The 23,691-nt window shown below is 62.7% G+C and carries 26 protein-coding genes and 3 pseudogenes; 12 read left to right on the top strand and 17 right to left on the bottom strand.

The annotated features are described in order from the left end of the window. The 3 genes from rpoN to ptsN all read left to right on the top strand — a co-directional run. Positions 1–937 (top strand): RNA polymerase factor sigma-54 (gene rpoN / locus NKJ08_RS32975; RefSeq protein WP_352785288.1); only part of this gene is annotated, 937 nt, incomplete at its 5' end. A gap of 291 nt (positions 938–1,228) precedes the next feature. Continuing rightward, entirely contained in the window at positions 1,229–1,813 is a 585-nt protein-coding gene (hpf, locus tag NKJ08_RS32970; RefSeq protein ID WP_352525184.1) for a ribosome hibernation-promoting factor, HPF/YfiA family, read from the top strand. Between the two features lie 59 nt (positions 1,814–1,872). Further along, positions 1,873–2,337, top strand: a complete 465-nt coding sequence (gene ptsN, locus NKJ08_RS32965) for a PTS IIA-like nitrogen regulatory protein PtsN (protein WP_023718962.1) — start codon at positions 1,873–1,875, stop codon at positions 2,335–2,337. Positions 2,338–2,436: 99 nt separating this feature from the next. Here the strand turns inward: ptsN and NKJ08_RS32960 are convergent, their stop codons facing one another. Together NKJ08_RS32960 and NKJ08_RS32955 are read right to left on the bottom strand one after the other, a co-directional pair. Further along, positions 2,437–2,694 (bottom strand): BQ00720 family protein, encoded by a 258-nt coding sequence (locus NKJ08_RS32960; protein ID WP_352525186.1) that lies wholly within the window; start codon positions 2,692–2,694, stop codon positions 2,437–2,439. A 63-nt stretch (positions 2,695–2,757) separates the two neighbouring features. Further along, positions 2,758–3,183, bottom strand: coding sequence for an Hsp20 family protein (locus NKJ08_RS32955; protein WP_023718964.1), 426 nt, complete (start codon positions 3,181–3,183; stop codon positions 2,758–2,760). Positions 3,184–3,327: 144 nt separating this feature from the next. On the opposite strand from NKJ08_RS32955, the gene NKJ08_RS32950 reads away from it, so the two are divergent. After that, positions 3,328–4,269 carry a nucleoside hydrolase gene (locus tag NKJ08_RS32950; protein WP_352525187.1) on the top strand — a complete coding sequence of 314 codons (942 nt, stop codon included), beginning with the start codon at positions 3,328–3,330 and terminating at the stop codon, positions 4,267–4,269. A 7-nt stretch (positions 4,270–4,276) separates the two neighbouring features. On the opposite strand, the gene NKJ08_RS32945 is transcribed toward NKJ08_RS32950, so the two are convergent. The 6 genes and pseudogenes from NKJ08_RS32945 to NKJ08_RS32920 form a co-directional block, all read right to left on the bottom strand. Next, positions 4,277–4,657 (bottom strand): hypothetical protein, encoded by a 381-nt coding sequence (locus NKJ08_RS32945; RefSeq protein ID WP_352525188.1) that lies wholly within the window; start codon positions 4,655–4,657, stop codon positions 4,277–4,279. Between the two features lie 106 nt (positions 4,658–4,763). Then, on the bottom strand, positions 4,764–4,946 hold the full coding sequence (locus NKJ08_RS32940) for a hypothetical protein (protein ID WP_352785284.1): 183 nt from the start codon (positions 4,944–4,946) through the stop codon (positions 4,764–4,766). Positions 4,947–5,156: 210 nt separating this feature from the next. Next, on the bottom strand, positions 5,157–5,771 hold the full coding sequence (locus NKJ08_RS32935) for a LysE family translocator (protein WP_352525190.1): 615 nt from the start codon (positions 5,769–5,771) through the stop codon (positions 5,157–5,159). A 103-nt stretch (positions 5,772–5,874) separates the two neighbouring features. Next, positions 5,875–7,328, bottom strand: a pseudogene (locus tag NKJ08_RS32930) (amidase). Between the two features lie 15 nt (positions 7,329–7,343). Next, positions 7,344–8,252, bottom strand: coding sequence for a ribokinase (locus NKJ08_RS32925; RefSeq protein ID WP_352525191.1), 909 nt, complete (start codon positions 8,250–8,252; stop codon positions 7,344–7,346). 139 nt (positions 8,253–8,391) lie between these two features. Next, positions 8,392–9,285: a methylated-DNA--[protein]-cysteine S-methyltransferase gene (locus tag NKJ08_RS32920; RefSeq protein ID WP_352525192.1), complete on the bottom strand. Its 894-nt coding sequence runs from the start codon at positions 9,283–9,285 to the stop codon at positions 8,392–8,394. A 115-nt stretch (positions 9,286–9,400) separates the two neighbouring features. Here NKJ08_RS32920 and NKJ08_RS32915 point away from each other — a divergent pair, with 115 nt between their 5' ends. Beyond that, a complete protein-coding gene (locus NKJ08_RS32915; RefSeq protein ID WP_352525193.1) occupies positions 9,401–10,216 on the top strand; it encodes a class I SAM-dependent methyltransferase in 816 nt (271 codons plus the stop codon). Between the two features lie 3 nt (positions 10,217–10,219). Here the strand turns inward: NKJ08_RS32915 and NKJ08_RS32910 are convergent, their stop codons facing one another. Next, the gene (locus tag NKJ08_RS32910; RefSeq protein WP_352525194.1) at positions 10,220–10,714 is read right to left on the bottom strand and encodes a DUF2244 domain-containing protein; all 495 of its coding nucleotides are present in this window, start codon (positions 10,712–10,714) and stop codon (positions 10,220–10,222) included. A gap of 22 nt (positions 10,715–10,736) precedes the next feature. On the opposite strand from NKJ08_RS32910, the gene nth reads away from it, so the two are divergent. Continuing rightward, positions 10,737–11,567, top strand: a complete 831-nt coding sequence (gene nth / locus NKJ08_RS32905; protein WP_352525195.1) for an endonuclease III — start codon at positions 10,737–10,739, stop codon at positions 11,565–11,567. Between the two features lie 37 nt (positions 11,568–11,604). Here the strand turns inward: nth and NKJ08_RS32900 are convergent, their stop codons facing one another. From NKJ08_RS32900 to NKJ08_RS32885, 4 genes are all read right to left on the bottom strand, one after another. After that, positions 11,605–13,116: a tripartite tricarboxylate transporter permease gene (locus NKJ08_RS32900; protein ID WP_352525196.1), complete on the bottom strand. Its 1,512-nt coding sequence runs from the start codon at positions 13,114–13,116 to the stop codon at positions 11,605–11,607. Positions 13,117–13,124: 8 nt separating this feature from the next. Then, positions 13,125–13,592, bottom strand: coding sequence for a tripartite tricarboxylate transporter TctB family protein (locus NKJ08_RS32895; protein ID WP_352525197.1), 468 nt, complete (start codon positions 13,590–13,592; stop codon positions 13,125–13,127). Positions 13,593–13,699: 107 nt separating this feature from the next. Next, the gene (locus NKJ08_RS32890) at positions 13,700–14,677 is read right to left on the bottom strand and encodes a tripartite tricarboxylate transporter substrate-binding protein (RefSeq protein ID WP_352777024.1); all 978 of its coding nucleotides are present in this window, start codon (positions 14,675–14,677) and stop codon (positions 13,700–13,702) included. Between the two features lie 188 nt (positions 14,678–14,865). Next, on the bottom strand, positions 14,866–15,321 hold the full coding sequence (locus NKJ08_RS32885; RefSeq protein WP_352525199.1) for a DUF2214 family protein: 456 nt from the start codon (positions 15,319–15,321) through the stop codon (positions 14,866–14,868). Between the two features lie 215 nt (positions 15,322–15,536). Here NKJ08_RS32885 and NKJ08_RS32880 point away from each other — a divergent pair, with 215 nt between their 5' ends. The 6 genes and pseudogenes from NKJ08_RS32880 to NKJ08_RS32855 all read left to right on the top strand — a co-directional run bounded on the left by NKJ08_RS32880 (position 15,537) and on the right by NKJ08_RS32855 (position 21,518). Continuing rightward, positions 15,537–16,076 (top strand): GNAT family N-acetyltransferase, encoded by a 540-nt coding sequence (locus NKJ08_RS32880; RefSeq protein WP_352785279.1) that lies wholly within the window; start codon positions 15,537–15,539, stop codon positions 16,074–16,076. 273 nt (positions 16,077–16,349) lie between these two features. Then, positions 16,350–17,255, top strand: a complete 906-nt coding sequence (locus tag NKJ08_RS32875) for a Bug family tripartite tricarboxylate transporter substrate binding protein (RefSeq protein ID WP_352785289.1) — start codon at positions 16,350–16,352, stop codon at positions 17,253–17,255. A 153-nt stretch (positions 17,256–17,408) separates the two neighbouring features. Beyond that, complete coding sequence (locus NKJ08_RS32870) at positions 17,409–17,942, top strand: tripartite tricarboxylate transporter TctB family protein (protein ID WP_352785276.1); 534 nt, start codon at positions 17,409–17,411, stop codon at positions 17,940–17,942. A gap of 4 nt (positions 17,943–17,946) precedes the next feature. Continuing rightward, a pseudogene (locus NKJ08_RS32865) lies at positions 17,947–19,469 on the top strand (tripartite tricarboxylate transporter permease). Positions 19,470–19,484: 15 nt separating this feature from the next. Then, positions 19,485–20,670: pseudogene (locus NKJ08_RS32860) on the top strand (CaiB/BaiF CoA transferase family protein). Continuing rightward, the gene (locus NKJ08_RS32855; protein WP_352525208.1) at positions 20,667–21,518 is read left to right on the top strand and encodes a citryl-CoA lyase; all 852 of its coding nucleotides are present in this window, start codon (positions 20,667–20,669) and stop codon (positions 21,516–21,518) included. The pseudogene NKJ08_RS32860 and the gene NKJ08_RS32855 overlap by 4 nt, the downstream one beginning before the upstream one ends. Positions 21,519–21,584: 66 nt before the next feature. Here the strand turns inward: NKJ08_RS32855 and NKJ08_RS32850 are convergent, their stop codons facing one another. From NKJ08_RS32850 to NKJ08_RS32835, 4 genes are all read right to left on the bottom strand, one after another. Further along, positions 21,585–22,103, bottom strand: a complete 519-nt coding sequence (locus tag NKJ08_RS32850) for an NUDIX hydrolase (protein ID WP_352525209.1) — start codon at positions 22,101–22,103, stop codon at positions 21,585–21,587. A 129-nt stretch (positions 22,104–22,232) separates the two neighbouring features. After that, the gene (locus tag NKJ08_RS32845) at positions 22,233–22,493 is read right to left on the bottom strand and encodes a hypothetical protein (protein ID WP_352525210.1); all 261 of its coding nucleotides are present in this window, start codon (positions 22,491–22,493) and stop codon (positions 22,233–22,235) included. 162 nt (positions 22,494–22,655) lie between these two features. Further along, positions 22,656–23,348, bottom strand: coding sequence for a response regulator transcription factor (locus NKJ08_RS32840; RefSeq protein ID WP_352525211.1), 693 nt, complete (start codon positions 23,346–23,348; stop codon positions 22,656–22,658). Further along, a partial coding sequence (locus NKJ08_RS32835; protein ID WP_352785272.1) for a sensor histidine kinase occupies positions 23,345–23,691 on the bottom strand: 347 nt, incomplete at its 5' end. The genes NKJ08_RS32840 and NKJ08_RS32835, both read right to left, overlap by 4 nt.

The following is a 23,691-nucleotide window of genomic DNA, read 5'->3' as shown; positions in this document are numbered from 1 at the left end:
GGCGGTGGCAAAGGCGCTGGCGATCTGCCAGACATTCGAGCCTGCCGGCATCTTCGCCCGCGACCTCGCCGAGTGCCTGTCGCTGCAGCTTGCCGTGCGCGACCGGCTCGATCCGGCGATGAAGGCGCTGATCGCCAATCTCGAACTCCTGGCACGGCGCGATTTCCAGACGCTGAAGCGAATTTGCGGCGTCGACGAGGAGGATCTGCTCGACATGCTAGCCGAAATCCGGGCGCTCGACCCGCGGCCGGGAATGGCGTTTTCGCGCGGTGCCAGCGATGCGATCGTGGCCGACGTCGAGGTGCGCGCAGCCAATGACGGCAGCTGGACGGTCGAGCTCAATGCCGAGACGCTGCCGCGCGTGCTGGTCGATCACATCTATTTCGCCCAGGTCACGCCACATGCGAAAAACCAGGCGGAAAAGGATTTCCTCGCCGAATGCCTGCAGAACGCCAACTGGCTGACGCGCAGTCTCGACCAGCGGGCGAAGACCATCCTCAAGGTGGCCTCTGAGATCGTGCGCCAGCAGGACGCTTTTCTCGTCCACGGCGTGCGGCACCTAAAGCCGCTCAACCTGCGCACGGTGGCGGACGCCATCGGCATGCACGAATCAACGGTCAGCCGGGTCACGGCAAACAAATACATGCTGACGCCGCGCGGCGTGTTTGAGCTGCGCTATTTCTTCACGGCCTCGATCGCTTCGTCAGGTGGCGGCGATGCGCATTCGTCGGAAGCGGTGCGCGATCGCATAAAGCAGCTGATCGACGAGGAGAAAGCCGTCGATGTGCTTTCCGACGATGCCATCGTGGACATGCTGCGGGAAAGCGGCGTCGACATCGCCAGGCGCACGGTTGCCAAATACCGGGAAGGCATGAACATACCCTCTTCGGTGCAACGGCGGCGCGAAAAACGCGCTTTGGCCAGCGCCGGTCGTTGAGTTTCGGCGGAATTTCCACAGCTTTCGCCTTTCATTGACAAGCGGCAACGAAGTGGCTAGAAGCCCGCCCGCATGAGACGGGCTGGCGAGTGGATTTGAGTTCGCTGATGCCCGCACGAGAGATGGTCCGTCACGACGTAGGCCACGGGACGGCCAAGAAGGCGGCTTGTGATCAACCGGAAAGTTCGGATTTAAAATCGGCGCAAGTGACGCCGCAAAAGCTTGTGCGCACGGACCACGAGTATAAACTCGGGACAGTTTGAAGCCTGAGCAAGGAAGGTCAGTTTTCAGATGACACTGCGCATATCGGGAAAACACATGGACATCGGCGATGCGTTCCGTACGCGCATCACCGACCGTGTCGGGGAAGTGATCGGGAAATATTTCGATCGGGGCTTTTCAGGGCAAATCGTAGTCGTCAAATCGGGGTCGCGCTACACGGCCGATTGCATGATCCGGCTGGATTCCGGCACTTCGCTGCAGGCGACCGGCGATGCCCAGGATCCGACGCTTGCCTTCGATGCCGCGGCGGATCGTCTGGAAACCCGCCTCAGGCGCTACAAGCGCCGGCTGAAGTCGCACAATTCAGGCAATGCCAACGGCGAACCCACCGACGTCGCCTATACGGTGATGGCGCCGCTTGCCGACGATGATGAAGACATACCGGAGAATTTCGCGCCGGCCATCGTCGCCGAATCGACCATGACGCTGCGGACCATGTCGGTAGCGTCAGCCGTGATCGAGCTCGACACCAAGGACAGCCCGGTCCTCGTCTTCCGCAATGCCGGAAACGACCATCTCAACATCGTCTATCGCCGGCCGGACGGGAATATCGGCTGGATCGACCCGTCTACGGCCAAGGTCGCGCAGGGGTAAAAACCAGCCGCACGCGAGCGTGAGGACTGGCGACGGCAGGCGAACAAGGGATTTCAAGCATGGATCTGAGCGATCTCGTCAACGTTCCGGCAATCATGCCGGCGTTGAAGGCGAACTCCAAAAAGCAGCTGCTGCAATTGCTGTCTGAGAGGGCGGCGGCGATTTCCGGCATTCCGGAGCGGGAGGTGTTCGATACCATCCTGCAGCGCGAGCGGCTGGGTTCAACCGGCGTCGGCAACGGCATCGCCATTCCGCATGGCAAACTGGCCGGGGTGAAGCGGATCGCCGGCGTTTTTGCCCGGCTGGAGACACCGGTCGATTTCGAGGCCCTCGATGACCAGCCGGTCGACCTGGTGTTTCTGCTTCTGGCCCCCGAAGGTGCCGGCGCCGACCACCTCAAGGCGCTGTCGCGCATCGCGCGGGTGCTGCGCGATGCCGACACGGTTGCCAAGATCAGGGGCACGCGCGACGCCGTGGCCATCCACGCGCTGCTGTCGGACACGCAGGCCTCGCACGCCGCCTAGATGCATTGGGATTGAAGATACCGCTGGCTGAAATCCTTCAGGGGCCGCCGTGAGCGGCCCTATCCATTTCAGCCGGAAGACCGCCCGTCTCTTCAACGCCTAATGAATGGCGACGGTGACGAGGTCGTTTTCCATGGCGCCGGCCAGCGCCCGGTCACGAGCGTCCGAAAGCAGGATCGGCTGGCCATTGGCGGCAAACAGCGCCCACAGTTCCATGCCCGGCGCGATTTCGCCGAGGCCTGGGAAACGCCCGCGCAGATCGTCGCTCGACACTTTCCTGAGATAGGCGACCGAACCTTCGCCGAGATGGGCGAATTCGCCGCTGGTCATGATGATATTTTCGTCAGTTCTGGTCATTTCAAGCCTCCTTGCCGCGAGACGCCGCTCAAGGCCATCCCGCATGAGAGCTATCGGCAAAAATCAGTCTTTCACCGATATGTTTATTTTTCGTACCAGCCGTTCGGACTCCGGCCGATCGAGATCGATCGACAAAAGGCCGTTCTTCAATTCCGCCGCAATCACCCGCATACCGTCGGCCAGCACGAAACAGCGCTGGAACTGGCGCGCGGCGATGCCACGGTGGAGGAATTCGCGCTCGGTGTCGTCGTTCTGACGGCCTCGCACGACCAACTGGTTCTCCTCCGTGGAGACATCGAGATCGCTTTCCGCGAAACCGGCGACGGCGAGCGTGATACGCAGCCTTTCGGTCTTGCCGTCGGCACCGCTGAGGCGCTCGATGTTGTAGGGAGGATAGCTGTCACCTGACTTAGCCAAGCGCTCCAGCGTCTTTTCCATAGAATCGAAACCGAGGAGAAGCGGGCTGGAAAAAGGCGTCATTCGGCTCATGTTACAGTGTCCTCTCAAGAGCGACATAAAGTGGAAAAACCCGGATGGCATTTTTCCCGATGGTCTTGATATGGTCCGCCGCCCGGCAGACTTCAAGCCGTCACACATCCCGCCCAAAAAGACTTGCCAAAACAAGGAATTGAAATGCCCCAATCCCGCAGGATCATCATCGACACGGACCCCGGCCAGGACGATGCCGTCGCCATATTGCTGGCGCTCGGCAGCGCCGAGCTGGAGATCGTCGGCATCACCGCGGTGGCCGGCAACGTGCCGCTGAAACTTACCGAAAAAAACGCCCGCAAGATCTGCGAGTTGGCCGGTCGGCCGGACGTCAAGGTCTATGCCGGCGCCATCCGGCCGCTGGCGCGCGAACTCGTCACCGCTGAGGAAGTGCATGGCAAGACCGGCCTCAACGGACCGCAACTGCCCGAACCAAAGATGAAGCTGCAGGACGAGTATGCGGTCGATTTCATCGTCGAGACGCTGATGAACGAGGAGAGCGGAACGATCACGCTTTGCGCGCTCGGGCCGCTCACCAATGTTGCGCTGGCGCTGATCCGCGAGCCCAAGATCGCGCCGCGCATCAAGGAGATCGTGCTGATGGGCGGCGGCTTCTTCGAGGGCGGCAATGTCACGCCGACCGCCGAATTCAACATCTATGTCGACCCGCACGCCGCCGATGTCGTGTTCAAATCGGGCATTCCGATCATCATGATGCCGCTCGACGTCACCCATAAGGCGCTGACCACCGCCAAGCGCACGAAGGCTTTCCGCAAGCTCGGCACCAGGGTCGGCACGGCGACGGCGGATATGCTGGAATTCTTCGAACGCTTCGACGAGGAGAAATACGGCACCGATGGCGGCCCGCTGCACGATCCTTGCGTGATCGCCTATCTGTTGAAGCCGAAGCTGTTCAAGGGCCGCAATTGCAATGTCAGCGTGGAAATGGCCTCGGAGCTCACCATGGGCATGACGGTGATCGACTGGTGGGGGGTGACCAAGCGGCCGAAGAACGCCATGGTGATGCGCGACATCGACCACGATGCGTTTTTCGCGCTGCTGCTGGAAAGGTTGGGGCGGCTTTAAGGGCCGCTCAGTCGTTGAGCAGGCGGTAGGTGGAGGTGCCGTTCTGGCGATGTTGTTCTTCGACCGAGACTTCCGATCCGATCATGTGGGGCGTTTCCACCTCACCATCGACTAATATCACTGCGTTGCTGTCATCGAGACGGACTTCATATCTATAATGAAATCCTTGGCCGACGGAAACTTTCGGATTTAGCGGCATCGTCGTAACGTATTCGACGATGCCTCCTACGCGTTGCGTGCCGACAATCGGGCTATTCTGCCTTGTTACAATCGGCACGACGATCGCAAGCGCGAATGCACAAAAGAAAGTGATGCCGACAACTCTATCGCGAAACTCTTCTTGCAGCAGAAGAAAGCGGTTCCTAAGAGAAAGATTTGTCGGCCCCATCCCCTATATTTGAGTGGAGTATGGGCCTTGTTCAAGAACGATTCCACAAAGAAAGATCTGACGCTCGCTTCGCCTTAGAAAACGGCTTCGGTGATCGGATGGCCGTTCAATTTGCAAACCGGTAAAAGATGGCGCCGTTGTCGCGCGTGACGCGCTCGATGCCGACGCGCGAGCCGATCAGATGCGGGAGGTCGTCGTAAACCAGGACCGTCGAACCGTTCTCAAGGAACAGCAGATATTGGATATTCCGCCCCGACCGGGTCAACCGACCGGATCGGGCTTGCGTCATTCGCCCATTTGTTCAGAGCCGACGGAACCATCACCGCGAACAAAGTGATGAGCAGAATCACGCCAAACGCGTTCCTTTTCAAATCCGCATAAGTCCACGGCATAGACATAAATCCCTCAGTGCAGATTTATGTGGTTGCACGAACGCTGACTTTCAATCAGTCTTTTGTTCCGCGTGATGTTACTGTTCGTGACGCCGGGTTCGCGGCTGTTACTTCGCCTTGGAAAACGCCAGCCACAGGCCGCCGCCGACCAGGAAGCTGCCGCTGATCCTCGACAGCAGCTTGACGCGGCCGGCCGACAGCAGGCGTCCGGCGCGGCCGGCGGCCAGCGCGTATGTTGAATCCGACACGGCGGCGAAGATCATCGCGGTAAGACCCATGACCACGATCTGCAGCGCGTAGTTGCCTTCGGGAGAAATAAACTGCGGAAAGAAAGCGCCGAAGAACACCAGCGTCTTCGGATTGCTGACCGCCACCAGCAGGCCTTGCAGGAAAAAGCCGCCGCGCGGTTTTTTCGCCGTTCCGTCGGCGTTCAGCTTGCCTTTCGAGCGGAACATCTGCACGCCCATCCAGATCAGGTAGGCGGCGCCGATCAGCCGGACCCACTCGAACCAGTGGCCCATGCCCGCGATCAGCGAAGTCAATCCGATGCCGACGATGGCGATCATGATGGCCAGCCCGGCCTGCGTGCCGGTGACATTGGCGAGACCGGCGCGCGAGCCGTGGCGGATGCTGTTGGCGATGATCAGCGTGACCGTCGGCCCCGGCACAAGGATGATGACGATGCAGGCGACGACATAGGTGGCATAAAGTTCCAGCGACATTTTTCCCTCCGCAGAATGCCGCTCGTGCGGCGCGGCGTCGCGATCAATGCATGGCGACGGGTTGGGCGCAAGTCGGTGAGGCGCCGACAATGCGGAACTGACTTCAGCAGGCGCCGGCCTGCCACGGCAGCGTCGCCTCATAGGCGGCAGCCGCCCTCAGCACCGAGAGGTCGTCGCGCGGCGGCCCGATCAATTGCATGCCCATCGGCCTGCCCTTGGCGTCGAAGCCGGCCGGCACGTTGACCGCCGGGCAGCCGGCCATCGTGGCAAGCACTGAAACCTGCATCCAGCGGTGATAGCTGTCCATGGTCCGGCCGGCGACTTCACGTGGCCAGGGGATGTCGACAGCGAAGGGAAAGACTTGCGCGCTCGGCAACGCAACCAGGTCGAAACGATCGAACAGCGACAGCAATGTTAGGTACCAGGATGAACGGACGACCGAGGCTGCATGGACCTGAGCGGCGGTGAGGCGAAGCGCGCTTTCCACTTCCCAGACGGTTTCCGGTTTCAGGAGATTGCGTTTGTTCGGATCGTCATAGTGGATCCTGAGCGCGCAGCCATTGTTTGCCTGGCGCAGTATCACGAAGGCTTGCCATAACGCCTCGAAGTCGAAATCCGACACCAGAGGCTCGATCAGGAACGATACACCGGCGAGCCGGCCGAGAGCGGTCTCGCAAAGCTCGAGAATTCCCGGTTCGACCGGCAAATGGCCGTCGAGATCGCCCAGCCAGGCGACGTGGCCACCGGCGGATGGCAGTTCCATTGCTTGAAGGAATGAACCCGGTTTGTCGTTGTGGGATAGCGGCGATCGAGGGTGATAGCCGGCCTGCACGTCGAGCAGCAGCGCCATGTCGCGCACGCTTCGCCCCATCGGGCCTTTCACCCCCATCTGGGCATGAAACACATCCAGGCTCGGACCATTCGGTACCAGCCCCTGCGACGGGCGGAAGCCATAGACGTTGTTGTAGGCGGCCGGGTTGCGCAGCGAGCCACCCAGATCGCTGCCATCGGCGATGGGAACCATGTCGAGGGCGAGCGCCACGGCGGCGCCGCCGCTCGAGCCGCCGGCGGTCAGCGCCGGGTCGAATGCGTTGAGCGTCTGTCCGAACACGGTATTGTAGGTGTTGGAGCCAAGCCCGAATTCGGGAACGTTGGTCTTGCCGATGATGATGGCGCCGGCCTGGCGAAGACGCTCAACGAAGAAATCATCCTCAGCCGGGATAAAGCCAGCGAAGATCGGCGAGCCGAAAGTGGTGGCAATGCCCCTGGTCAGAGCGAGATCCTTGATGGCGATCGGCAGGCCGAACAGGGACCCGGCATGGCCATCATGCGCCAAATGAGCGTCTGCCTCGTCGGCCTCGCGCAGGATGTCGGCACGCTCACGCAATGAAACGATGGCGTTGACCAGCGGGTTCACCGCCCCGATCCGGTTGAGGAATGCCGCGATCACTTCGCGCACCGAAAGCTGTCGGCGCCTGATCCTGTCGGCAGCTCCACGGCGGACAGGCGGCAGATATCGCCGGCGGGCGGCACAGCATGCTTGGTGGTCGGGCGCATGGCCGTCGTCCCGATTCAGCCTGCGGCGTTCTGCAGGGCGGCATCGACATCCCTGGCCAGCGGGATGGCCGGCTGGGCACCGGCTTTCAGGCAGGCGAGCGAACCGGCGGCGGCAGCGCGGGCAAGCGCTTGGTCGAGCGGCAGGCCGGCTGCCAGTCCAGCAGCAAAATAGCCGGAGAACGTGTCGCCGGCGCCGACCGTGTCGAGCGGCGTGATCTTCAGCGCCGGAACCATCAGAAGATCGTCCGGCGTCGCCGCCAGAACGCCGTCTGGGCCAAGCGTGACGACGATGGTTCGGCCGGTTCTCGCGGCGTAGTCGCGCATCCGTGCCGGGCGGTCGCGGCCACTCAACGACAGCGCCTCGCCATAGAGATCGAACTCGGTTTCGTTGGCGACGAGATAGTCGGCCTTGCCGAGGAAGCCGGCCGCGTCGCCGTGAAAAGGGGCGGTGTTGAGCACGGTGACCGCTCCGGCCGTCCTTGCCGCGTCAAGCGCTGTCTCGACCGTTAGCAGCGGGACTTCCAACTGCAGCAGCACGACATCGCCGTTTTTCAGGAAAGCCTTGGAAAGGTCACCCGGCACGACCGAATCATTGGCGCCCGCCACGACGGCGATCACGTTCTCGCCGTCGGCGCCGACCATGATCAGTGCGGTACCGGTCGAGGCAAAGGTCTCGCCGACGCCGGACAGGTCGATTTTGCCGTCGCGCAGCAGCGCCAGAGCCTCGCCGGCGAAGCTGTCCTTGCCGACCGCGCCGACCATGCGCACCTTGGCGCCGGCGCGGGCGGCGGCCAGCGCCTGGTTGGCACCCTTGCCGCCGGGGGCAGTGGCGAAACCGGAGCCGCGCACCGTCTCGCCGGGACCGGGCAAGCGGTCGACACTAGCGATGAGGTCGAGATTGATGGAGCCGATGACGACGATCAAGAAGTGCCTCCCGCTAGCGCATCGACCCGAAAATCGGAATAGATGCATATCGCTAATTGCGCGGGAAGCTACCCTGTAAGATCGGTGCTTGCCAACCCAGCGGTTCTTGCGCCGCTCTATCGTTCCATCCGGCGGCTATTCAAGGAGCGACCTGTCCCGCCTCCCAGCCGAGGATGGCGCGTTTGCGGGTCAGGCCCCAATGGTAGCCGGTGAGCGCGCCGGACTTGCCGAGAGCCCGGTGGCACGGCACGACGAAGGACATCGGATTGGCACCGACCGCGGCACCCACAGCCCGGCTGGCGCTCGGTGCGCCGATGCGCGCGGCGATCGAGGAATAGGTGCAGGCCTTGCCCATCGGAATGCGCAGCAAGGCCTCCCAGACGCGGACCTGGAAGTCGGTGCCGATCATGACGACGCGCAGCGGCTGGTCGGCGCGCCACAGCGCCGGATCGAAGATGCGCGCGGCGTAGGGCGCCGTTGCCGCCATGTCCTCGACATAGGTCGCATTCGGCCAGCGGCTCGACATATCGGCAAAGGCCGCGCGCTCGCCGCCGGGGTCGTTGAAGGCAAGGCCGGCAAGGCCGCGGTCCGTCACCATGATCAGCGCGACGCCGAAAGGCGAGATATGATAGCCGTAGCGGATAGTGAGCCCGGCGCCGCGCGTCTTGTAATCGCCCGGCGACATCGCTTCGTGGGTGACGAACAGATCGTGCAGCCGGCCTGGGCCGGACATGCCGAGCTCGAACGAGGTTTCAAGCAGCGGCATGCCGGAATCGAGCAGCTTGCGCGCATGATCGAGGGTAACGGCCTGCAGAAAAGCCTTGGGCGACAGGCCGGCCCAGCGGGTGAACAGCTTCTGCAGCCCGGTCGGAGTCTCGCCGACCTCCTCGGCCAGCACTTCCAGCGAAGGCTGGTCGCGATAGTCGAGGCTGATCTTCTCGATGGCGCGACGGACGATTTCATAGTCGCCGCCTTCGGGCGTAATGTCTTTCTGAAGGATTGCTGTCGTTTTGAGAGGCATTTGGGCGTTCATCGGTCTATCTCCTTGAGTGCGAATATCGCGCTTCGCGGCTCCGATCACCACCCGAAACTTGCCTTCCCGCGGCATGTACCCAGATAGAGTCGGCTTTGAATGGGAAGGACAATTCATGGCCGGCGAGAAGGTGCATCTGACCAAGGAAAAAGAAACGCTGCTGATCACCGTCTATGGCAAGGCGCTGGAAAGCCGGCTTCCCAACTCGCTGCTGAAAGACCGTTTCGCGGACGAGGCGGTTCGCCGCATCGACTACGACTTCTCGCGGCTCAAGGTCGATGACAATCTCGGCGTGGGTCTGGCGATCCGGGCCAAGACGCTGGACGACTGGGTTTCGGCTTTTCTGGCGAACAACCCGAACGCCATTGTCCTGCATCTCGGCTGCGGGCTCGACACGCGAATATTCCGTATCGACCCGCCAGCCGGCGTCGACTGGTTCGACGTCGACTATGCCGAAGTCATCGAGCTCAGGCGCAAGCTCTACCCGACGCGCGAGCATTATCACCTGATCGGATCGTCAGTCACCGAGCCTGGCTGGCTGGACGACGTGCCTGGCGATCGCCCGGCGATGGTCGTGGCGGAGGGCTTGACGCCCTATCTTGCCGCTGACGAGGGCCCAAGGCTGGTCTCACGGCTTGTGTCGCATCTGGCCAGCGGCGAACTTATCTGCGATGCCTACAGCGACCTGGGTCTGAAGCTCGTGCGCCTCAACCCGTCGTTCCGCGCCACCGGAGCCGAACTCCACTGGGCGATCAACGATCCGCGCGACTTGGAACGGTCAGTGCCCGGTCTGCGGTTTGTCGAGGAAACCATGGCCTACAAACCCGAACATGCCGCCCGTGTGAGCTGGTTCGCCGGACTGATCTTTCGCCTCTGGAGCCACATTCCGGCTCTTCGGAGGGTCGGCAGGCTGTTGAGATTTCGGTTTTGATCGTCAGCGCGCCTTGGCGGTCGCCAGAGCGCGCGAAAATGCGGTGGCAAAACTCTCGCGGTCGTCGGGATTGAGGAAGCCGCCGATCGAGACGGTTTTTCCTTGCGCCTCGACCGCCATCCCGGTGATGCCGATCTCGGCGTGGCGGGCGATCGAAAAGCGCGCCCAGAACGGATTGAAGCGATGTGCTTCCGATTTGCCTGACGGGGCAGTCTTGCGGATATCGAGGCTGGTGCGCGACACCGACACCTCCTCGCGAGCCCGGGCGGCACTATAATTGGCGCGGAAAGCGATGTAGACGGCAATAACGTCGAGGCCGAAGAAGCCGAACACCGGCCAGGCGCCACGCGACAGAAAAAACGCTCCGGTCACCAGCCAGCCGAACAGCAGCGCGCCCATCAGGATGGCAAAGCCGGTCTTGCCCAGCGACCGGTGCGGTGTCAGCAGCGCCTGGAAGAATGGCTCGTCGGCCTGAAATGAGGCGTTTGTATCGCTCATTAGGGGATATTATAGGAAGGCGATGACGAGCCCCAAGCCCAAAAACTCTTCCGCGCTCAAAAAAGACCTCTTGCCCGGCCGCCGCGACGGCTCGAACGCCAAGCCGCGTCCGCGGCCGGCGAGATCGCGGGCGCTTTACAGCCCGGCCGAAGTGCATGAGATTTTCCGGCGCTTTTCCGTTCAGCGGCCGAAACCGAGAGGCGAACTCGAATATATCAACGCCTTCACGCTGCTGGTGGCTGTGGTGCTTTCGGCGCAGGCGACGGACGCCGGCGTCAACAAGGCGACGCGGGCGCTGTTCAAAATTGCCGACACGCCGCAGAAAATGCTGGCGCTGGGCGAGGCCAGGCTCGGCGACCATATCCGCACCATCGGGCTCTGGCGCAACAAGGCCAAGAACGTCATCGCGCTATCCGACGCGCTGATCCGCGACCATGGCGGCGAGGTGCCCGAGGATCGCGATCAACTGGTCGAACTGCCGGGTGTCGGCCGCAAGACCGCCAACGTCGTGCTCAACGTCGCCTTCGGCCAGCATACGATGGCGGTCGACACGCACATCTTCCGCATCGGCAACAGGCTCGGCCTGGCGCCGGGTAAGACACCGGAACAGGTCGAGCAAGGGTTCCTGAAGATCATTCCGGACGAATATATGCGGCATGCCCATCATTGGCTGATCCTGCATGGCCGCTATGTCTGCAAGGCGCGCAAGCCGGATTGCCCGGTCTGCGTCATCGCCGATATCTGCAAGGCCAAGGAAAAGACGACCAGCGTGCCGGCGCCGCTGGTCGAGATCGCGCCGCTCGAGCCGGTAGAAGCGGCTCAGGACCGAGCAGCGGCAATCGGTGCCAGCTAGCAGATTTGAACGTCCTGCTACGGAGCGGCATCCATGTTCAGGAACTCTCCTCGACGAACACCTCTTCGCGCTTCTTCTTGACCGCGGGGAGAAAGACGATGACGAGCACAGCGAGCGCGATGAGGAGCAGGCTGGCGCTGATCGGTCTCGTCACGAAGGTGCTCGGGTCGCCGCGCGAGAGGATCATGGCGCGGCGCAGGTTTTCCTCAAGCAACGGGCCGAGCACGAAGCCGAGCAGCAGCGGCGCAGGTTCGCAGCGCAGCTTGACCAGGAGGTAGCCAAGCAAGCCGAAGAAGGCGACGGCATAGAGGTCGTAGACGTTGGTGTTGACGCTGTAAACGCCGATCGAGCAGAACGCCATGATGATCGGGAAGAGCACGTAATAGGGGATCGTAAGCAGTTTCACCCAAAGCCCGATCAGCGGCAGGTTCAAGACGATCAGCATCAGATTGCCGATCCACATCGAGGTGATGATACCCCAAAACAGCGCAGGCTGTTCGATCGCGACATTGGGGCCGGGCACGATGCCCTGGATGATCATCGCGCCAATCATCAGCGCCATGACCGGGTTGGCCGGAATGCCGAGCGTCAGCATCGGGATGAAGGAGGTTTGTGCGCCGGCATTGTTGGCCGATTCCGGTCCGGCGACGCCCTCGATGGCGCCCTTGCCGAATTCCCCCGGATTTTTCGAGACACGTTTTTCGACGGTGTAGGAGGCAAAGGCTGCCAGGATCGCGCCGCCTCCTGGCAGGATGCCGAGCGCCGAACCGATGATCGTGCCGCGCACGATGGGAGCCGCCATGCGCCGAAAATCCTCGCGGGTCGGCATAAGGCCGGAGATCTTTCGGATAAGCACGGAACGTTCGTGCTCATTTTCGAGGTTGCGCAGTATTTCGGCGACGCCGAAGACGCCGACCGCCACTGCGACGAAATTCAGTCCGTCGGCATATTCGCGGATGCCAAGCGTGAAACGGGGCGTGCCGGTGTAGATGTCGGTGCCGACAAGGCCAAGCAGCAGGCCGAGCACGACCATCGCCAGCGCCTTGACAATCGAGCCGTGGGCGAGCGCGACGGACGAGACCAGGCCGACGATCATCAGCGAAAAATACTCGGCCGCGCCGAACTTCAGCGCTATCGCCGTCAGCGGCGGGGCAAAGATGGCGACGAGGAAGGTCGACACCGTGCCGGCAAAGAACGAGCCTATCGCCGCGGTCGCCAGTGCTGCTCCGGCGCGGCCGTTCCTGGCCATCTGGTAGCCATCGATGGCGGTGACGGCTGACGAGGATTCGCCGGGCATGTTGATGAGAATGGCGGTGGTCGAGCCGCCATACTGCGCGCCGTAATAGATGCCGGCGAGCATGATGAGGGAGGAAACCGGGTCGCCGATCTGGAAGGTGATCGGCAACAGCATGGCGATGGTTGCGGTGGCGCCGATGCCGGGCAGGACGCCAATCAGCGTGCCGAGAAGGACGCCGATCAGGCAGAATCCGAGGTTTGCCAATGATGTGGCGGTCGAAAAACCGAGTGCGAGATTGTTGAGGAGTTCCATTCATCTCCTCACAACGATAGGGGCAGCCACGGGCCGAAGCGCCGGAACGGCAGGCCGAGTGCGTAGCTGAAGACGACGAATGCGAACAGCGTCAGGCAGGCCGACAGCACGAGCGCGGTCAGCGGCTTCATGCGGCCGCTGGCAAACGATGCGATCAGCGCCGTCAGGAAGATCGAGGGGATAAAGCCCAGGCCGCGCACCGTCAGGCCGAAGAATATCGGAGCAGGCAGGATGAACAGCATGCCGCGCCACGCGATGTGGCCGATCGGTTCGCCCTCGAAGCGCACCGCTTGGACGAGGATGATGGCGCCAAGCAGGATCAGCACGATCGCCAGCACCAGCGGGAAATAGCCCGGTCCCATGCGAAAGGCGGTGCCGATTTCGAGGCCGAGCGATTGCAGCGCGAAACATGCGCCGAGAAAGATGAACAGCGCGGCGCATATGCCGTTGGTTCTGTCGATTGCGACAGGTTTCATGACGTTCTCCCGGCCCGCGCCGCGGGCGTGCCGATGCCGAATCGAAAGGCCAAATCGAAAGCGGGACCCTAGCGAAAACGGGGCGCTGGTGGCGCCCCGTTCAAGCTTTAGTCGGCGTACTGGCCGGCCGCTTCGATGATCGGCTTCCAGCGCGCGATCTCGCTTTCCAGCTTGGCCTTGAGCGCCGCCGGCGTCGCGTCGGCATCGGACGACGGCTTGGTGCCAAGTTCGGCAAAGCGGGCGACGACGTTCTGGTCCTTCAACGCGACCTGAAGCGATTTCGACAGGCGTTCGGTGATCTCGGCCGGCGTGCCCTTGGGGGCATAGATGCCGTGCCAGATGCCGACCTGCACGTGGGGAAGGCCAGCTTCCGTCGTCGTCGGCACGTCCGGCAGCACATCGAGGCGGTCCGGCGAGGTGACGGCATAGCCCTTGATCGTGCCGCCCTGGATTTGCTTGGTGGTGTTGGTCGTCTGATCGCACATGATGTCGACCTGACCGCCGAGAAGATCGGTCATGGCCGGGCCGGTGCCCTTGTAGGGCACGGTAACCAGCGGCGTGCCGATGGCGCTCATAAACAGCATGCCGCACAGATGCGAGGCCGCACCTATCCCGGCATTGGCGACGGTGACGGTATCCTTGTTTGCCTTGGCGTAGTCGACCAGCCCCTTCAGATCGGTCGGCTCGAGATCTTTGCGGCCGACGATGGTCATCGGCACCTCGGTGACGAGGCCGACATATTCGAACGCGTTCAGCGTGTCGTAGGCGAGATTCCTATATAACGTCGCACTGGTCGCCATGCCGATGTGATGCAGGAGCAGCGTATAGCCGTCAGGCTCGGCATTCGCGACGCGGCCCGCGCCCAGCGTGCCGCCGGCGCCGCCGACATTCTCGATGATGACCTGCTGGCCGAGGTCCTTCGACATGGCTTCCGCGACGAGACGCGTGACGGTGTCGGTCGGGCCGCCGGCCGAAAATGGCACGACAATGGTGATGGTGCGTTCGGGGTAGGTCTGCGCGCCCGCGGCCAACGGGTAAAGCATGATGGCCGCGGCGGCAGCCAGCGCGGCGACGAATTTTCGCATCGTGTTTCCTCCCAGGATATGAATTACCAACCGCGGCGCGGAGTTCCTCTCAAAAAGCCGACTGTAGATGGAGCAATAACTAGCGCAATCCAACAAATTGCAATTGGCCTCAAACGGCAAACTGCACGTTTGTCCGCGCAAATGAGTGGAAAGGTTGGGCCGCGCGATGCCCTTCCTCCGACCTATTTCTAATAGCCGTAGCCGCGCGCCATCGCTGCCGCGAACACCGGGATCAACAGGAAGATCAAGGCCTCGGTGCGGACATAGGTGCGAACGGACGCTAGCTCCGCCGCAGGCACCTGGAAGCCGGGACTGGCGCTCGCCTGCCTGTTCCAGGATAGGAAACGAATGGTGGGGATGATCGACAACAGACCGACAATTGCGAAAGCGGCCATCTTTGCCCAGAACACCCAGTTGTAGACGTAGAATTCCCAGCCCTTGAGACCATAGATGACGCGGCCGATGCCGATGACGATGATCAGCATGGCGATGATGCCGTAGTGGCGGTCGATGCCGACAAGCCGCTTGAGCGTCGCGGCGGACAAGTCGCTGCGGATCAGGACGAATTCGGCGCCGATGATGCCTGCCAGCGAAAACACCAGCAGATGGTGGAAGATGGCAAGCACAAGGTCAGTGGTGTCCATGCTGTTTTCCCTCTGTCGGACGGCAGCGCTGAAACCGAATGCGTTGAATCAGATACCGGTGAAAAACTAACACCGCCTGACAGGATTCACATCAGCCTGGAAGATGATCTACACAGCCTTGGCTCTTGTTCGGCGACGACGGTTCCGTCTCATGCATGTCGTTGTTCCTATCTGGGCGACATACATAGCACCGGCAACACAACCGAGGCATGACCATGGCCAGTCCGCAGACAATTGTCGCCCCAGTGATTGAGACCTCGCGCGCCATCTTGCGGCCGCACCGGCTGGACGATTTCGACGCCTATGTCGCAATGTGGGCAGATCCAGTCGTCACCCGCTTTATCGGCGGCAAGCCGCGCACGCGGGAGGAAAGCTGGATGCGCTTCCTGCGCCATGCCGGCCTATGGTCACTTCTGGGCTACGGCTTCTGGGCGATCGAGGAAAAGGCGACCGGCCGCTTCATCGGCGAGGCGGGCTTTCACGATCTCAAACGCGACATGACGCCGTCGATCGAGGGCATTCCGGAAGCCGGCTGGGCTCTGGTTTCGGGCGCACATGGTCAAGGGTTGGCCAGCGAAGTCGTCGCACGGGTACCTGCCTGGGGCGACGAGACGTTCGGAGTCGCAAAAACCGTCTGCATCATCGATCCGGAAAACACCGCCTCGCTGAACGTCGCGGCGAAATGCGGCTATAGCGAAGTGCTGCGAACCCTCTATCACGAGGAGCCGACCATCCTGCTGGAGCGGCAGCCCTGACGGGTGCTATCTGGGCGCTGCCTGCCACGTCGTCGTCGAGTTCGCCAGGCTGAGGATCGTACAGGCCGATTGTGCCGTATGCGGAGTGTTCTGTCTTTGACAGGATGACGCAAACTCTGCATGAATTTTATCGAGCGGGTCTGAATTCAGGCTACGTTTCTGGCAGGCACCGGAGGAAGTGTCGCGATTTGGAGGAATCCCATGCTGAACAGACGCAGATTCTTGATGAGCACCGCGGCGGCAGGTGCTGCCGGTCTCGTGACGTAGCATTTTATCCCCGCTTTCGCGCAGGACGCGCAGCAGCTGCAGATTTTCGTGCCGGCGGCGCCGGGCGGCGGCTGGGACCAGACGGCGCGCGCCATGGACCAGGTGCTGCGCAGCGAAAAACTGATCTCCGGCTCACAGATCACCAATGTCGGCGGCGCCGGAGGCACTGTCGGCCTGCCACAGTTCGTCAACCAGTGGAAGGGCAAGGGCAATGCGCTGATGGTGGCCGGTATGGTCATGGTCGGCGCCATTATCGCCAACAAGGCGGCCAACAACCTTACCGAGGTCACGCCGATCGCCCGCCTCACCGGCGAGTTCGAGGCGCTGGTGGTGCCGGCCGCCTCGCCCTTCAAGACTGCGGCCGACTTCGTTGCTGCCCTCAAGGCCGACCCGACGCAGGTTCCGGTCGCTGGCGGTTCGGCCGGCGGCTCGGACCACATATTGTTCGGCCTCATCGCCAAGACCGTCGGTGTTCCGGCCACCAATCTCTCCTATGTGCCGTTCGCCGGCGGCGGCGAGGCGCTGTCGGCGCTGCTCGGCAACCAGGTCGCGGCCGGCATCTCCGGCTATGGCGAGTTCGCCGAACAGGTCAAGGCGGGCGCGCTGCGGCTGCTGGCCATATCCGCGGACAAACGCCAGGAGGGCATCGATGCTCCGACGATGAAGGAAGCCGGCATCGACGTCGAGCTGTTCAATTGGCGCGGCGTCTTCGCACCGCCCGGCGTTTCGGACGCCGATAAGGCAGCAATGATCAAGCTGATCGAGACCATGGCCAAGAGCGACGCCTGGGCCACCGAATGCAAGAACCGCAACTGGACGCAGATCCTGCTCACCGGTGACGACTATGCGAAATTCGTCGCCGAAGACACGGCCCGCATCGGGACGATCCTCAAGGACCTCGGCCTTGCCTGATACTCTCGGCAAGGGGCGGCCTTCGCCAACCCTTGCCGACTTTCGCCAGCCGCATGGACACACGCTCCGCCGGAGGTGAAACTACGCCGAGCTCGGCCGAGGGAGACTGCTCCGAGGAGGCCGGCTCAGGGAACCGATATTGGGAGGACGATCATGAGCACCAGCGACCAGCCGGCGCCGCCGCGCCTTGCAGTGCCCGAATTGCTGATCGGCATTGGGCTCCTCGCCTGTGCGGGTGCGGTGGCCTGGCAGACGCTGGCAATCCCGGTGTCGCCGCTCTATTCCAAGGTTGGCCCGACTGTGTTTCCCTACATCACCATGGCCGGCATGGTGCTCCTTTCGCTGCTGCTCGTCATCGCCGCCTTGCGGGGCGGCTGGCAGCCGGAGGACGAAAAGGAGACGCCGACCGACTGGAAGGCGACGGGCATCGTCGCTGTCGGACTGATCGCCAATCTTGTGCTGATCCAGCCGCTCGGCTTCACCGCGGCATCTGTCATCATGTTCGTTCTCATCTGCCACGGTTTCGGCAGCCGGCATCCGCTGCGTGACGTGCTGGTCGGCCTGATCTTGGCGCTGGCCGCCTATTTCGGGTTTGCCAGGGCGCTCGGTGTCAATATCGGCGCCGGCTTCATCGAAAACCAGCTGAATGCGATCGTCGATTCTGTCATCGCCATGCTGAGGGGCTGACGCCATGGAAACGCTTGGCCATCTCGCGCACGGATTTTCGGTCGCCTTCTCGCCGACCAACCTGATATGGTGCCTGGTCGGCACCACACTTGGGACAGCGATCGGCGTGCTGCCCGGCCTCGGGCCGGCATTGACCATCGCGCTGCTGTTGCCGATCACCTACCAGGTGGCGCCGGAAGCGTCCTTCATCCTGTTTGCCGGCATCTACTACGGCGCCATGTATGGCGGCTCGACGACGTCAATCCTGCTCAACACGCCTGGCGAAAGCGCCACCATCGTCACGGCGCTGGAGGGCAACAGGATGGCCCGCTCCGGCCGCGGCGGTGCGGCCCTGGCGACCTCGGCGATCGGCTCCTTCGTCGCCGGCACGCTGGGCACGATCGGCGTTGCCTTCCTGGCGCCGATCGTCGTCAAATTCGCGCTGGCGTTCGGCCCGGCCGAGTATTTCTCGCTGATGGTGCTGGCCTTCATCACGGTTTCGGCGGTGCTCGGCTCGTCGTCGGTGCGCGGCCTGACCAGCCTGTTCGTCGGCTTCGTCATCGGCATGATCGGCGTCGACCTGCAGACGGGCCAGCCGCGCTTCACCTTCGGCATGAGCGAATTGCTCGACGGCGTCGACGTCATCGTCGTCGCCGTTGGCCTGTTCGCCGTTGGCGAGACGCTTTACATGGCTTCGCGCCGCTATGCCGGCAAGGACGATATCGTGCCGTTGAAGGGCTCGCTCTACATGACCGCAGCCGAATGGGCGCGCTCGTGGAAGCCATGGCTGCGCGGCGCCCTGATCGGCTTCCCGATCGGTGCCATGCCGGCCGGCGGCGCCGAAATCCCGACCTTCCTGTCCTATGCGATCGAGAAGAAACTCTCAAAACACAAGGAGGAGTTCGGCACGGTCGGCGCCATCGAGGGCGTTGCCGGGCCGGAGGCCGCCAACAATGCATCCGCGGCCGGCGTGCTGGTGCCGATGCTGACGCTCGGCCTGCCGACCTCGGCGACGGCCGCGATCATGCTGTCGGCATTCCAGAGCTACGGCATCAATCCCGGGCCGCTGCTGCTGACGACACAGGCCGACCTGGTGTGGGGGCTGATCGCCAGCCTGTTCATCGCCAACGTCATCCTCGTCGTCCTCAATCTGCCGCTGATCGGGCTCTGGGTGCGGTTGCTGAAGATCCCGGCGCCGCAGCTCTATGCCGGCATCCTGGTGTTCGCCACGGTCGGCACCTACGGCATCTCGCAATCGCCGATCGACCTCGTCATCCTCTATCTGCTCGGTGCTGCCCCTTCCTGATGCGGCGTTTCGATTTCCCGACCGCGCCGGTCATCATCGGCATGATCCTCGAGCCGCTTGCCGAAACCCAGTTCCGCCGCGCGATGACCATCTCGAACGGCGACTGGACGGTGTTCTACAAGCATCCGCTGTCGCTGACGCTGCTGACGCTGGCCTTCATCGGATTGGTCGGGCCACATATCTATGCTTACATCGAGCGCAGGCGCATGCGCGGGCCGGAGCATGTGCCGGGCGATGCCTGAGCTGTTCGTGACGTTATGACAGACCTGCTTTCCGGCATCCGCATCCTCGACCTGACCAATGTGCTGGCCGGCCCCTATTGCGCCTATCAGCTGGCGTTGCTCGGGGCCGACGTCATCAAGGTCGAGACGCCGCACGGCGGCGACCTCGCACGACAGCTCGGTGCCTCGCCGGAGCTCAACAGAGCCGGCATGGGCGCGTCGTTCCTGGCGCAGAATGCTGGCAAACGCTCGGTGGCGCTCGATCTCAAGCAGGAGGCCGACCGCGAACGCTTCCTCGATCTGGTCGCCTCGGCCGACGCGCTGGTCGAGAATTTCCGCCCCGGCGTAATGGACCGGCTGGGGCTTGGCTATGCCAGGCTGAAAGAGGTCCGGCCAAGCCTTGTCTATTGTGCGATATCGGGCTTTGGGCCAGACCGGGCCGATGCGCGACAATCCAGCCTACGACCAGATCATCCAGGGGCTTTCCGGCATTATGAGCATCACCGGCACGCCGGAGACGGCGCCGCTGCGTGTCGGCTATCCCCTCGCCGATACGCTTGGCGGTCTGGTCGGAGCCTTCGCCATTGCCGCTGCGCTGGTCAAGCAGAAGACGACAGGTGAGGGCGCGTTCCTCGACGTCTCCATGCTCGAATGCACGCTCTCCGCGCTCGGCTGGCCGGTGTCGAACTATCTGACCGCAGGCGTCGAGCCGCAGCCGATGGGCAATGAGAACATGACGGCCGCACCGTCGGGTGCCTTTCGCACCGGCGACGGCCTGCTCAACATCGCCGCCAACAAGCACGAGCAGTTCGTCATGCTCTGTCAGATGATCGGTCGGCCGGAGCTGGCGTCGGATGTCCGCTTTGCCGAGCGCGAAACACGCAAGCAGAACCGCATCGCATTGAAGGCGCTGATCGAGGACGCCTTGGCAAGCGGCTCGGCCGCCGACTGGGAGGAGACGTTCAATCGCGCAGGCGTGCCAACCGGCCGGGTGCTGACGATCCCGCAGGTATTGCAGGAGCAACAGGTGATCGAGCGCGGCATGACGGCGCGCTTCCAAGCTGTGTCCGGCATGGACAAGCCGCTGACCGTGGTGCGCGGCGGCTTCATGGTCGATGGCGAGGCACCTTTGCCGAGCAGGCCGCCGCCGGCGCTGGGTGAGCATATGGACGAGGTGTTTGCCAGCCTGCCGCCGCGCGCCAAGAAAAGAGCGAAGGCATGAGCGGCACGGAAAAGAAGACCGGTCGCGCACGCGGCGAGGAGTGGTGGCACACCGGCATCATCGAGATGCGCCCCGGCGTCATCCGGCTGCGCGGCTATGAGATTCAGGATCTGATCGGCCGCGTCAGCTTTCCGGCAATGATCTGGCTGATGCTGCGCGGCGAACTGCCAAGCGAGGACCAGGCGGCGCTGCTTGGCATCGCGCTGGGTGCCGCTGTCGACCATGGGCCACAGGCGCCGTCGATCGCCATTGCCCGCATGGCGATGACCTGCGGCGTCGGCATCAATAGCGCCATGGCGTCGGCCATCAACGTGCTTGGCGACGTGCATGGCGGCGCCGGCGAACAGGCGCTTTCCTTCTACGGAGACATCGCCGCCGAACTGGACGCCGGCATGCCGCTTGCGGACGTCGTGTCGGCGCGGGTTGATCGTTTCCTTGCTGGGGAAAACGGCTATGTGCCCGGGCTCGGCCATCGTTTCCATCCGGTCGACCCGCGGGCGCCCCGCCTCATCGAGCTGACCCGCGACTTTGCCGCGCGCGGCATCGTCAGCGGGCGCTTCGCCGACATTGCCGAGGCGATCGAGGCCGAGGTTGCGCGGCGCAAGGGCAAAAAAATCCCGCTCAATATCGACGGCGCCACGGCCGTCATCTACGGCGAGCTCGGCTTCCCGCCGCCACTAACGCGCGGCCTTTTCGTGCTGTCGCGCTCGGTCGGCATCCTCGCACATGCGTGGGAACAGTCGCAGGAAAGCGACCGCAACAAGGGGCCACTGCCGCGCGAATGGCTGTGGGCCTATACCGGCACGCCGGTGCGGCCCCTCCCCGAGGAAGACGACGGCAGCCAGTGAGATGTCGGTTCAAGCGACAGCGGCGGACTAGAGCCTGTTCCATCCCGATGGAATCGGGATGGGACTCTAACTTTTTGTTTGAGCGTGATCTTTGCCGAAAACTCGATTCCACTTTTTGGAATCATGCCCCGGCTCGGAAATCTTGATGTTCCTCACCAGCGTCGAAAGATCCGGCTCGTCGATGAGCAACGCCGCGTCGGCCGGCGCCAGCCATGCCCGCTGCCGTCTCTTGGCTTCTTGCCAATTGGCGAGTTCCTCGGTTACCTCCAGCAAATAGACGACGACGTCGACACGGACGAAGCGGTTCGCCAGCCGCTTCCAGTAGCAATAGGTGCCGGCCGGCTGTTTCAGTGTCTTGCCGAGAACGCCGGCTTCTTCCTGTGCTTCGATGGTGGCCGCCTTGCGGCCGCTCTTGCCCTTCATCGGCCAGCCCTTCGGCACAATGAAGCGCCTCGTCGTTCGCGATGTGACGAGCATCACCTCGACGTCGCCATACTCGCTCAGCCGAAAAGGAATTGCCGCGACCTGGCGAATCCGGTCGCCCTTCCTTGCCTTGCGTACGACCTTCTTCTTGCCGGCTGCCATTCGATAATCCAGTCGAGGCGGTGCCCAAATGGCAAGGGCAGCGTTGCAAAGTCAGCCGCTTTCAATAGATCCGAAGCGGAGCGGTTTTCCCCAATATATAAGTCGGCTAAATAAATGAAAGGCCGGTTGTCAGCGGCAGGTGCTGATAAAGCCGCTCCCCGACGGCAGCAATTGGCAAGTCGGCTTCATCTGCGGCACCACCTGCTGTTGCGGCGGCGGGATCTGGCGGTCCTGGGCGCGGTACTGCTGTTGCTGCTGCTGATATTGCTGCCGCTGCAGCCTGTTCTCCAGCATCTGCAACTGGTTTTGCTGGATCAATACGTCCGCAGGGCTGACGCGCTGCGCCGCGCTGGCAGGATTTACGCCCGACAGCATCGCCGCTGCCAGCATTGCCGACCCGGATAACGTCAAAAGACGAAGCCGTAACATCCGTTCATTCCCGCACAAAACCCGACCTGTCCTTAATATAGGGCGTCTGGCCGGCGATGCCATGGCCGCCCCTGATTCGCAGCGGATTGGAGGAAGCATTGCTGCATCCGGGTGCTCCTCACGTCAATCGACTTCGCGCAGCCGATATCCGACGCCGGTTTCGGTCGTGATATAGCGCGGCTGGTCGGGCGTCTTTTCGATCTTTTGCCTGAGTTGCCGGACATAGACCCTGAGATATTGAACGTCGGTGGAATCCCCCCAGACCTGCCTCAATAGGAATTGGTGGGTGAGAACCCTGCCGGCGTGCTGCACTAGGATGCGGAGGATGTCATATTCCTTCGGCGAGAGCTTTATCTCCTTGTCGTCGACCTTGATGATGCGCTTCACCAAGTCGACGGAGAGGTCGCCGGTGCGGAACACCGGTCTCTCACCCTGCTGCTGGAATTTGTGGCGAAGCGCCACGCGGATGCGTGCCACAAGCTCGTTCATACCGAATGGCTTGGTGACATAATCGTCGGCGCCGAGTTCGAGCGCCGAGACGATGCCGGCCTCGTCGGTGCGGCTGGAAAGAATAACCACGGGAATGTCCAGGCCATCATCCCGCCATTTGCGCAGCAGCTCATGGCCGCTCATGCCGGGCAGACCGAGATCGAGCAGGACAAGGTCCGGCTTTTCCGTCTCCATGAGTTCGATCGCCGCCCTGGCGTTCGGCGCCTCGCTGATCGAATAGCCCTGGCTGCCAAGCCCGACGCGAAGCAGTTTCCGGATCGGCGGTTCGTCATCGACCACCAATATCCTGACGTCCAGGCTCGTCATGCCAAATCGTCCATATTTTGATCGCCCGCATCGGGTTCGCCGAGGTTGGGCAGCTCTGCCGGCATCACCTGCATCCTGATGGTGAAAACCGCGCCCGAGCGGTCGGTCCTGTTTGCCGCCGAGAGCGTCCCGCCCATCGCTTCGATGAAGCCGCGGCAAATCGACAATCCCAGCCCGGTGCCAGCACGCACCTGGTCACCCTTGCGCACACGGTAGAAAGTGTCGAAAACGCGCTCCAGATCCGCCGCCGGGATGCCTGGTCCCTCATCCATGATCTGCAGGATGACGACGCCATTGTCGGTCCAGGCCTGCAGGCGGATCGTCGAAGCTGGCGGCGCGTATT

It is taken from the genome of Mesorhizobium sp. M0244 (assembly GCF_040321795.1).
Lineage (GTDB): Bacteria > Pseudomonadota > Alphaproteobacteria > Rhizobiales > Rhizobiaceae > Mesorhizobium.
The sequence above is the reverse complement of the archived record's forward strand: the minus strand, read 5'-3'. Positions and strand labels throughout refer to the sequence as shown.